This is a genomic window from Streptomyces sp. NPDC044063, from assembly GCF_056434285.1.
Window position 1 is genome coordinate 87,151 of sequence record NZ_JBWKFM010000027.1, and the last position, 9,250, is coordinate 96,400.

Sequence of the window (9,250 nt, forward strand, 5' to 3'; positions counted from 1 at the left end):
CCGCGCAGACGGACCCCCACCCGCCCCCCCCCCTCCCCCCCTCTCCCCCCCCCCCCCCCCCCCCCCCCCCCCCCCCCCCCCCCCCCCCCCCCCCCCCCCCCCCCCCCCCCCCCCCCCCCCGCCCCCGTACCGATCAGCCGGCGCGGTACTTGGCCGCGACCTCCTCGAGCTGCGGAACCAGGTCGTTGAGCGAGGGGGCGGCCAGGATCTCGTCGCGCAGCGCGGTCGCGCGCTCGGCGAACCGGGGCTCGGTCAGCAGGCGGTGGACGCTCTCCTTGATGTTCTCCCCGGTCGCCTGCGTGGTGTGGATCTCCAGTCCGGCACCCTGCTCGGCCAGCTTGCGGGCCAGCATCGGCTGGTCGAAGTGGTAGTGGAGGGACAGCTGCGGCACCGGGTGGCGCGCGGTGGTCGCGAGGGTCGCGGCGCCCGCGTGGTGGATCACCGCGGAGCACGTGGGAACGATGGCGTGCCACGGCACGAAGGGGACGAGGCGGACGTTGTCCGGGACCGTCCCCAGCTTCTGCTGCTCGCTCTCGGCGATGGTCGCGACCAGCTCGATGTCCAGCTCGGCCAGCGAGTCGAGGATCTCGGTGAGCGGGATGTTGTAGCCGTTGAAGACCTCGGTCGCGGTCAGGCCCAGGGTCATGCCGACCCGCGGACGCTTCGGAGCCGTCTTCAGCCAGTCGGGTACGACGGCCGGGCCGCCGTAGCCGATGAACTGCGTCTGCAGGACGTCCAGTCCGGTCTCGAGCTGGAGGCTGCGCGGGAACTGGTCGATCGTCACATGGCCGGTCGTCATGTCCTCGCTGAACTCGCCGCCGAAAGCGCGCGCGCGGCCGTCCAGCCAGTCGGCCAGCGGGTCCTCCTGCTCCGCCACGGGCTGCTGCGCCTTCAACCGCAGGTAGATGTCACGGGTCGCGCCGAACACGTCGGCGCCGAAGACCACCCGCGCGTGCGCCGCGCCGCAGGCCTTCGCCGTGATCGGGCCGATGTAGCTGAAGGAGTCCCACACCACCAGGTCCGGCTTCCAGTGGCGGGCGAACGCCACCAGGTCGTCGATCACCGCGTCGACCTCGCCGCCGTGGGCGCCCTCCACCGCGGCCTTGTGGCTCTGCGAGATGCGCTCCCAGGTCGTGCCCTCCGGGTCCTCCGCCACGTCCCACGGCGGGGTCAGCCCGGGCCGGATCGACTCCAGCAGCTCGGGGTACTGGCGGCCGAACTGCCACTTGTCGAAGTCGGTCCCGACGGGCACGGCGGTCAGCCCCGCCTGGGTGATGGTGGGAGCGAAGCGCGGTTGGCTGGCGATGAGCACCTCGTGGCCGGCCGTGCGCAGCGCCCACGCCATCGGCACGAGGTACAGGAATATGTTCTTCTCAGGGTTGACGGTGAACAGCACGCGCATGATGAGGACTTCCTCGGATCGGTTCGGGGGAAGCAAGCATTACGCGGCCTGGTGTGTGACGAGATCGTCCCCCAGACTCGTTGGCCACACCCTACGCGTGATACCTCCCCCCATGGAAAGATCACGGGAGTTGCCTTCCTCTCCCGGCCCGCGCGGTGTTCAAGATCCGGAACCGCTGCCCAACGGGCCTCCCCGCTGGTAGCGTTCGACGCGTTTCGGCAGGTGGAACCGTGTCTACTGAGGAGTTCCGATGAGCACTGGTATATCGCTTCCCAAGCCCGAGGAAGTGGGCGCGTTCTACGATGCGGCCAACGGACTGATCGCCCAGTTCCAGGGCGGCAGCATGCACTACGGCTACTGGAACGGCCCCGAGGACGACAGCACGTTCGAGCAGGCGTCCGACCGGCTGTCCGACATCCTGATCGACAAGCTGGGGCCCGGCCCGGCCGACCGGGTGCTCGACGTCGGCTGCGGTGTCGGCACGCCGGGTGTGCGACTGGCCACCAGGACCGGTGCGCAACTGGTCGGCATCTCGATCAGCGCGCGCGACGTGGAACTGGCCAACGCCCGTGCGCAGCGGGAGGGCTGCGCGGACCGGGCGCGCTTCGAGCACGCCAACGCCTTGGAGATGCCCTTCGACGACAACTCCTTCGACCACGTCCTCGCGCTCGAGTCCATCGTGCACATGCCGGACCGCGTCCAGGTGCTCCAGCAGATCGCCCGGGTGCTGCGGCCCGGAGGTTCGGTGGCGCTCACCGACTTCGTCGAGCGGACCCCCGCCTCCGCCGGTCCGGGCAAGTCCTCGCTGCTGAAGAGGATCCAGGGCAGCATGGTCGACAAGGTGCAGAAGGCGGCGCTGGCCAAGGTCATCGAGTCGTGGCACACGGCTCCGCTGGTCCGGGCGGCGGACTACACGTCGTTCGCCTCCGCCGCGGGCCTGGAGGTCGTCGAGGTCACCGACATCAGCCAGCACACCAAGTACACGGCGCACCGGTTCTACGGGGCGGTCTACGAGTACGCCAAGCACAACGAGGTTCCGCCGGAGATCAAGAAGATCCTGCAGGCGGGCCCCGGCGAGAAGCGGCTGCACTGGCTGATCGAGGACGACCCGGCGGTGGGCGTGATCATCGCGGTGCTGCGCCGCCCCTCGCAGGGCTGAGACGGCTAGCGGCCGTCGGGCCGGGGTGCCGAGCGGGCCGGCTCCCGTTCCGTGCCGAGGTGGTACCGCCAGGTGTCGGCGATCCCCTCGGCGAGGCCGATCCCCGGCCGCCAGCCGAGCACGTCCGCCGCGCGGCGGACGTCCAGCCACACGTCCCCGCGGTCGAACGGGCGGGCCGGTTCGCGTTCCACGGGAACCGGCCGGCCCACCGTGGCCTCCAGGTGCCGGTGCAGCTCGTCCAGCGAGGTCGGTGTCCCGGCGCCGATGTTGAGCACGGTCGGCCGGTCCGCCGCACGCAGCTCGGCGGCCCTGCCCAGCACGGCGAGCATCGCGTTCGCCACGTCGTCGACGTGCACGTAGTCCCTGCTCGACCCGCCGTCCCCGAGGATGCGCAGCGGCTCGCCCGCCAGCAGGGCCCGCATCCAGTGCCCGATCACTCCGTACCCCGCGGTGGTGCGCTGTCCGGGGCCGTACACGTTGGACAGCCGCAGCGTCACGGGGGCGAGCCAGTCGGACGCGCGGGCCAGCGCCTCCTCCTGCTCCAGTTTGGCCTTGCCGTAGACGTTGCTCGGGCCCACGGGTGACCGTTCGTCGTACGGCGGCTCGCTCCGCGGGTCGTACACGGTGCCGCCCGACGCCGCGAGCGTCACGACCGGTCGTCGTGGGTGCTCGCGGAGTGCGTCGAGGAAGGTCCGGAAGGAGGCGATCTCCTGTGCGGCGCGCTCCGGTTCGCGTTGGGCGATCGCCGGGCTGATCCGGCTCGCCAGATAGAGGACCACGTCGCAGCGGTGGAGCGCGGGGTCGAGCCGCGTTCCGTGAACGGCCGGTGCCGCGCTGGTGAACCCGAGTACCTCGACCCCGGCTCCGGACAGTGTCCGCATGACGCTTCTGCCGAGGAAGCCGCCCGCGCCGACGACGGCCACGACGGGCCCGGGCCGGTGGAGACCGTCATGCGGTAAGAGTGCTGCGGGCATCCTTTTCCCCCTTGATCACCGTCAACGCACCGTACCAGCCCCCTGATTTCACTACTACACCGTCACAATCGGCAGTCGCGGCACGGGCGGTGTCGTCATGAGCGGACTTCATCCTTTCGATCGCCGAGCGAATTCGGTCATGATCGCGCCCAGTTGCACACCGAACGGTTAGCATCACGCGCATGACCACGAGAAGCGATGCGGTCGCCCAGCGCCGACCGGCCTACCTGTCAGACCTCGCCGCCGGAACCGCCAGGTTCTTCGAGGAGCGCAGGGAATCCTGCCCGTGGTGCGAGTCCAAGCGGCTCGGCGTCCTGCTGCGGACGACGGACGTGATGCAGCACAAGCCGGGCGTCTTCGTCCTGGAGTCCTGTAAGGACTGCGGGCATGTCTTCCAGAACCCCCGGCTGAACGACGACGGACTCGAGTTCTACTACCGGGACTTCTACGACGGTCTCGGCGAAGAGAACATGAACAAGATCTTCGGGACCAAGCGCGCCGGGCACGACGGGCGGACCCGCATGGTCGCCGCGCAGGGCAGGCCGAAGCAGTGGCTCGATGTCGGCACCGGGCACGGGCACTTCCTGACCGACGCGAAGAGGCTGCTGCCGGACACCGAGTTCGACGGCCTCGACCGGACCGACGGAGTGCTGATAGCCCAGCAGAAGGGGCGGATCCGCAAGGCCTACCAGGGAAGCTTCGTCGACCTCGCCCCCGGGTTCGCCGGTGAGTACGACGTGATCAGCATGTACCACTACCTGGAGCACACCGCGGACCCCAAGGCGGAGATGGCCGCCGCGGCGGCGGCCCTGCCGGTGGGCGGTCACCTGGCCATCGAACTGCCCGACCCGGAGTGCGCCTGGGCCCGGCTCCTGGGCAAGTGGTGGATCTCCTGGCTGCAGCCCCAGCACTTGCACATGATCCCGATCGCGAACCTGCGCGCCGAGCTGAGCTCCCTGGGACTGACCGTCGTCTCCGAACAGCGGGCCGAACCGCACAACGGGCAGGACGTCGTCAGCGCCGCGGTCCTGGCGATCAACGCGGGGCTGATCGGTGGAGAGGACCTGGCGTGGCGGCCGGCCCCTCCGTCGCGTGCCCGCGCGCTGGTGCGCAAGGTCGCCTTCAACGCGAGTGTCCCGGCGCTCGCGCTGGCCTATCTGGTGGACCGGGTCTCCGCGTCGATCGGGGGCGGCCGGGGCCTGTCCAACACCTACCGGGTGCTCGCGCGCCGGACGTCCTGACGGGTCCTCGGCGGACCTGTTCGCGCCCGTGACCTGCGGATTTTCCGATCCGCAGGTCACGGGCTTGACCTTGACACGGTGATAAGGTTTCCACTTGGGCGCAGGAGGTGGTCCCGATCAACACGACCAACGTGACCGCGCAGCACACCCGTTTGATCAACGCCCTGGGTGCCAAGGACTCTTCGGTCCGGCTTCAGGCGGCCCTGGCGGCCGGCTCGAGCCTCGACCCCGTCTTCCTGGAGACCCTCGTCGAGCGGTGCGCGGTCGAGCCCGACTTCTTCGTGCGAGACATGCTGTCCTGGGCGCTGACCCGCCTCTCGCCGGAGATCACCCTGCCCCGTCTCCGCAAGGAGCTCGAGTCCGAGCGCAACCAGGCCCGCAGCCAGGCGCTGCACACGCTCTCCAAGATCGACGACAAGAGCGCATGGGCCTGGATCACCCGTGACATGCTGCGCGACCCCGACGACGAGGTCGCGCGGACCGCGTGGCGCGTCGCGGTCGCCCTCGTACCCGAGGGCGAGGAGAAGGACCTGGTCGACGAGCTGGTCCTGCAGCTCGGCCGCGGCGACCGCAGCGTGCAGCTGAGCCTGAGCCGGGCCTTCGTCGACCTGGGCGACGTGATCAAGCCCGCCCTGGCGAAGGCCGCGGAGCACCCCGACCCGGAGGTGGCCGCGCACGCCCGTGCCACCGAGCTGCTCAGGCGGAACCCGGAGAGCGGTTTCGACGCGGCGATCGAGGAGGCGAAGCGCATGGTCAGGCTCGGCCCGGAGCGAGCCGCCGAGGTCGAGGCCGCGGCGGGGGACACCGAGGCCGGCGGGACCGCCGAGCCGGTCGACGCCACGGAGACCCGGGAGGCCGCGGATTGCTGATCGGTGATGTGGCCCGTCACTCCGGGGTGAGCACCCGGATGCTCCGGCACTACGACGCCCTGGGGCTGGTGCGACCGACGGGCCGCACCGTCGGCGGCTACCGCGAGTACTCGGCCGAGGACGTCCGCAGGATCTTCCATGTGGAGAGCCTGCGGTCCCTCGGGCTGTCGCTCAAGCAGATCGGGCGCGCGCTGGAGGACCCGGACTTCACCCCGTCGGCCCTGGTCGGTGACCTCATCCAGTGGGCGGAGGACCGTCTGGCGCGGGAACAGGAGCTGCTGGAGCGGCTCCGTGTGATCGACGCGTCGGCGCCCACGGGCTGGCAGGACGTCCTGCGCGTCGTCGAGCTCATGAGGGGGCTCGACTCGACCAGCGCCGCGCGCAGGCAGCAGGCCGTCCTGGCCGGGTCGAAGGGGGTGTCGGTTCCCGCCGAGGTGCTGGTCGGAGCGGTGCTGGCCGAATCCGACCCCCATGTCGCGGGCGCTCTGCGCTGGGCACTCGCCCGGTCGGGCGGCGACGGCGTGGCGGCGCTGGCCGCGGCCGCGCGCTCGGAGGACGCCGGCATCCGGCGGCGCGCGGTGCTGGCGATCGCCGAGATGCCCGAGGCCCCGGGCGCGATCGGGGTGCTCGCGGACGCCCTCGGGGACCCGGACGCGACGGTGCGCGGGCGGGCCGCTCTGGCCCTGGGCCGGCACGGGGTGGCCGCGGCCGTGCCGACACTCGTCGGCATGGTGGTCGAGGGCTCCAGCGACGTGGACGCGGCGGAGGCTCTGGGAACGCTGTCCCGGGACCCCGGCTGCGCGGACAGGATCACGACCGCCCTGGCCGGTGAACTCGCGTCGCCCACCGCGGACCCGGCGACACGGATCCGCCTCACCCAGGCGCTGGTCGAGCTGGAGGGAACCGCCGCGCGGGAGGTCCTGCGCGGGTTGACCGACGACCCGGACCGGGCCGTCGCCCTCGTGGCATCGGCCCTGGTCGAAGTCCTGGAGGAGCGGGCCGACGAGGACCGCTGACATGACGGGCGGGCGGGAGGCCCCTCGGCCGTTGACAGTGACCGACGGGGCTTCTAGCGTCTGATCGTCCGAGGCTACTGAGCGGTTGCTTTTCAGGTTCGAGGCTTCCGGTCGTACCGGTCTTCCAGGTGAGGAGAACCCGCATGTCCACCACCGAGCAGCGCGTGGCCGTCGTCACGGGCGCGGCGCGCGGCATCGGCGCGGCGACCGCCGTCCGACTGGCCGCCGAGGGCCGCGCGGTCGCCGTCCTCGACCTCGACGAGGCGGCCTGCGCGGACACCGTGGAGAGGATCACCGCGGCCGGCGGCCGGGCCATGGCGGTCGGCTGCGACGTCTCGGACTCGGCCCAGGTGGACGCGGCGGTCGCCCGGATCGCCGAGGGTCTGGGCGCGCCGGTCATCCTCGTCAACAACGCGGGCGTCCTCCGTGACAACCTGCTGTTCAAGATGAGCGAGAACGACTGGGACACCGTCATGAACGTCCACCTGCGGGGCGCGTTCCTGATGTCGCGCGCCTGCCAGAAGCACATGGTGGACGCCGGGTTCGGCCGGATCGTCAACCTCTCCAGCAGCTCGGCCCTCGGCAACCGCGGCCAGGCCAACTACGCGGCGGCCAAGGCCGGGATGCAGGGCTTCACCAAGACGCTCGCCAAGGAGCTCGGCAAGTTCGGCATCACGGCCAACTCCGTCGCGCCCGGCTTCATCGCCACCGAGATGACGGCCGCCACCGCCGCCCGGGTCGGCATGAGCTTCGACGACTTCAAGACCGCGGCGGCGAGCCAGATCCCCGTGCAGCGCGTCGGTGAGCCGGACGACATCGCCCACGCCGTCGCCTTCTTCACCGGTGAGCAGGCCGGCTTCGTGTCCGGTCAGGTCCTGTACGTGGCCGGCGGCCCGCTCAACTGACGGCAGAAGGGACGGACACCATGACCGCACAGGAGCGGGAGCTCACCGGAAGAGTCGCCCTCGTCACCGGCGCCAGCCGGGGCATCGGCTACGCCATCGCCGAGGCGCTCGTCGCCCGCGGCGACCGCGTCGTCATCACCGGCCGCAACGAGGACGCCCTGAAGGAGGCCGTCGAACGGCTCGGTCCCGGGCAGGCGATCGGCGTACCGGGCAAGGCGCACGACGAGGACCACCAGGCCGCGGCCGTCGAGCGTGCCATGGAGGCGTTCGGCCGCGTGGACTACCTCGTCAACAACGCCGGCACCAACCCGGTCTTCGGCCCCATCGCCGACCTCAAGCTCAGCGTCGCCCGCAAGGTCTTCGAGACCAACGTCATCTCGGCGCTCGGCTTCGCCCAGCAGACGTGGCGGGCCTGGCAGAAGGACAACGGCGGGGCGATCGTCAACATCTCCTCCGTCGCCGGCCTCGGGTCGTCGCGCTTCGTCGGCGCGTACGGCATCAGCAAGGCCGCCATGATCAACCTCACTCTGCAGCTCGCCCACGAGCTGGCGCCGGGTGTACGGGTCAACGCCATCGCCCCGGCCCTCGTGAAGACCAGGTTCGCCGCCGTCCTCTACGAGGGGCACGAGCAGGAGGCCGTGGCCCCCTACCCCCTCGGGCGCCTGGGCGCCCCGGAGGACATCGGTGGCGCGGCCGCGTTCCTGCTGTCGGACGCGGCGGGCTGGATCACGGGGCAGACCCTCGTCGTGGACGGGGGGCTCTTCCTCAACGCCGGGGTCTGAGGCACCGGGTCCTACCGGGGCGAGGACGGCCCCGGTCGGCGTTGTCAGTGGTCGCCGGTATGTTCTCCCCCGAGAACGAAAGCGAACCCGGAGGTTGCCCTGTGACCGTCACCGACCAGCTGCCCGAGTCCTGGCGCGGCGTCCTCGGCGAGGAGCTCGAGAAGCCCTACTTCAAGGAGCTCACCGACTTCGTCGAGGACGAGCGGACGAAGGCGCCGGTGTACCCGCCGCGCGGGGAGGTCTTCGCCGCACTGGAGGCCACCCCGTTCGACCGGGTGAAGGTCCTCATCCTCGGCCAGGACCCGTACCACGGCGCCGGCCAGGGGCACGGTCTGTGCTTCTCGGTGCAGCCGGGGGTCAGGACCCCGCCCTCGCTGCGCAACATCTACAAGGAGATGCGCGAGGAGCTGGGCTACGACGTGCCGGACAACGGCTATCTGATGCCGTGGGCCGAGCAGGGCGTCCTGCTGCTCAACGCCGTGCTGACGGTGCGTGGCGGAGAGCCCAACTCCCACAAGGGCAAGGGCTGGGAGAAGTTCACCGACGCGGTGATCCGCGCCGTGGCCGAGCGGACCGACCCGGCGGTCTTCGTGCTCTGGGGCAACTACGCGCAGAAGAAGCTCCCCCTGATCGACGAGGAGCGGCACGTCGTGGTCAAGGGCGCGCACCCCTCGCCGCTGTCGGCCAAGAGGTTCTTCGGCAGCCGCCCCTTCACGCAGATCAACGAGGCGGTCGCCCTGCAGGGCCACGAGCCGATCGACTGGCGGATCCCGGACCTCGCGGTCTGAGGCACGTCCCTCCGGCGGCACCGGGGGGGGGGGGGGGGGGGGGGGGGGGGGGGGGGGGGGGGGGGGGGGGGGGGGGGGGGGGGGGGGGGGGGGGGGGGGGGGGGGGGGGGGGGG

Annotated in this window: 9 protein-coding genes; 7 read left to right on the plus strand and 2 right to left on the minus strand. The window is 71.4% G+C overall.

Annotated features, from left to right (window positions below; translation table 11 throughout):
• Nucleotides 1-133 precede the first annotated feature (133 nt).
• The gene (locus tag AC07BS_RS27635; protein ID WP_478647625.1) at nucleotides 134-1,402 is read right to left on the minus strand and encodes an activator-dependent family glycosyltransferase; all 1,269 of its coding nucleotides are present in this window, start codon (nucleotides 1,400-1,402) and stop codon (nucleotides 134-136) included.
• 250 nt (nucleotides 1,403-1,652) lie between these two features.
• On the opposite strand from AC07BS_RS27635, the gene AC07BS_RS27640 reads away from it, so the two are divergent.
• Nucleotides 1,653-2,561, plus strand: a complete 909-nt coding sequence (locus AC07BS_RS27640; protein ID WP_478647624.1) for a methyltransferase domain-containing protein — start codon at nucleotides 1,653-1,655, stop codon at nucleotides 2,559-2,561.
• Between the two features lie 5 nt (nucleotides 2,562-2,566).
• On the opposite strand, the gene AC07BS_RS27645 is transcribed toward AC07BS_RS27640, so the two are convergent.
• A complete protein-coding gene (locus tag AC07BS_RS27645; RefSeq protein WP_478934834.1) occupies nucleotides 2,567-3,535 on the minus strand; it encodes an NAD-dependent epimerase/dehydratase family protein in 969 nt (322 codons plus the stop codon).
• A 182-nt stretch (nucleotides 3,536-3,717) separates the two neighbouring features.
• Between AC07BS_RS27645 and AC07BS_RS27650 the strand changes: the two genes are divergently transcribed.
• From AC07BS_RS27650 to AC07BS_RS27675, 6 genes are all read left to right on the plus strand, one after another.
• Nucleotides 3,718-4,776, plus strand: a complete 1,059-nt coding sequence (locus AC07BS_RS27650) for a class I SAM-dependent methyltransferase (protein ID WP_478647620.1) — start codon at nucleotides 3,718-3,720, stop codon at nucleotides 4,774-4,776.
• 131 nt (nucleotides 4,777-4,907) lie between these two features.
• Nucleotides 4,908-5,645 (plus strand): HEAT repeat domain-containing protein, encoded by a 738-nt coding sequence (locus AC07BS_RS27655; RefSeq protein ID WP_478647618.1) that lies wholly within the window; start codon nucleotides 4,908-4,910, stop codon nucleotides 5,643-5,645.
• Nucleotides 5,639-6,661: a MerR family transcriptional regulator gene (locus AC07BS_RS27660; protein WP_478934835.1), complete on the plus strand. Its 1,023-nt coding sequence runs from the start codon at nucleotides 5,639-5,641 to the stop codon at nucleotides 6,659-6,661. The genes AC07BS_RS27655 and AC07BS_RS27660 overlap by 7 nt, the downstream gene beginning before the upstream one ends.
• A 143-nt stretch (nucleotides 6,662-6,804) precedes the next feature.
• A complete protein-coding gene (gene fabG, locus AC07BS_RS27665; protein ID WP_478647615.1) occupies nucleotides 6,805-7,566 on the plus strand; it encodes a 3-oxoacyl-ACP reductase FabG in 762 nt (253 codons plus the stop codon).
• 20 nt (nucleotides 7,567-7,586) lie between these two features.
• Nucleotides 7,587-8,348, plus strand: a complete 762-nt coding sequence (locus AC07BS_RS27670; RefSeq protein ID WP_478647614.1) for an SDR family oxidoreductase — start codon at nucleotides 7,587-7,589, stop codon at nucleotides 8,346-8,348.
• 101 nt (nucleotides 8,349-8,449) lie between these two features.
• Nucleotides 8,450-9,136, plus strand: coding sequence for a uracil-DNA glycosylase (locus tag AC07BS_RS27675; protein ID WP_478647612.1), 687 nt, complete (start codon nucleotides 8,450-8,452; stop codon nucleotides 9,134-9,136).
• The last annotated feature ends 114 nt before the right edge of the window (nucleotides 9,137-9,250 follow it).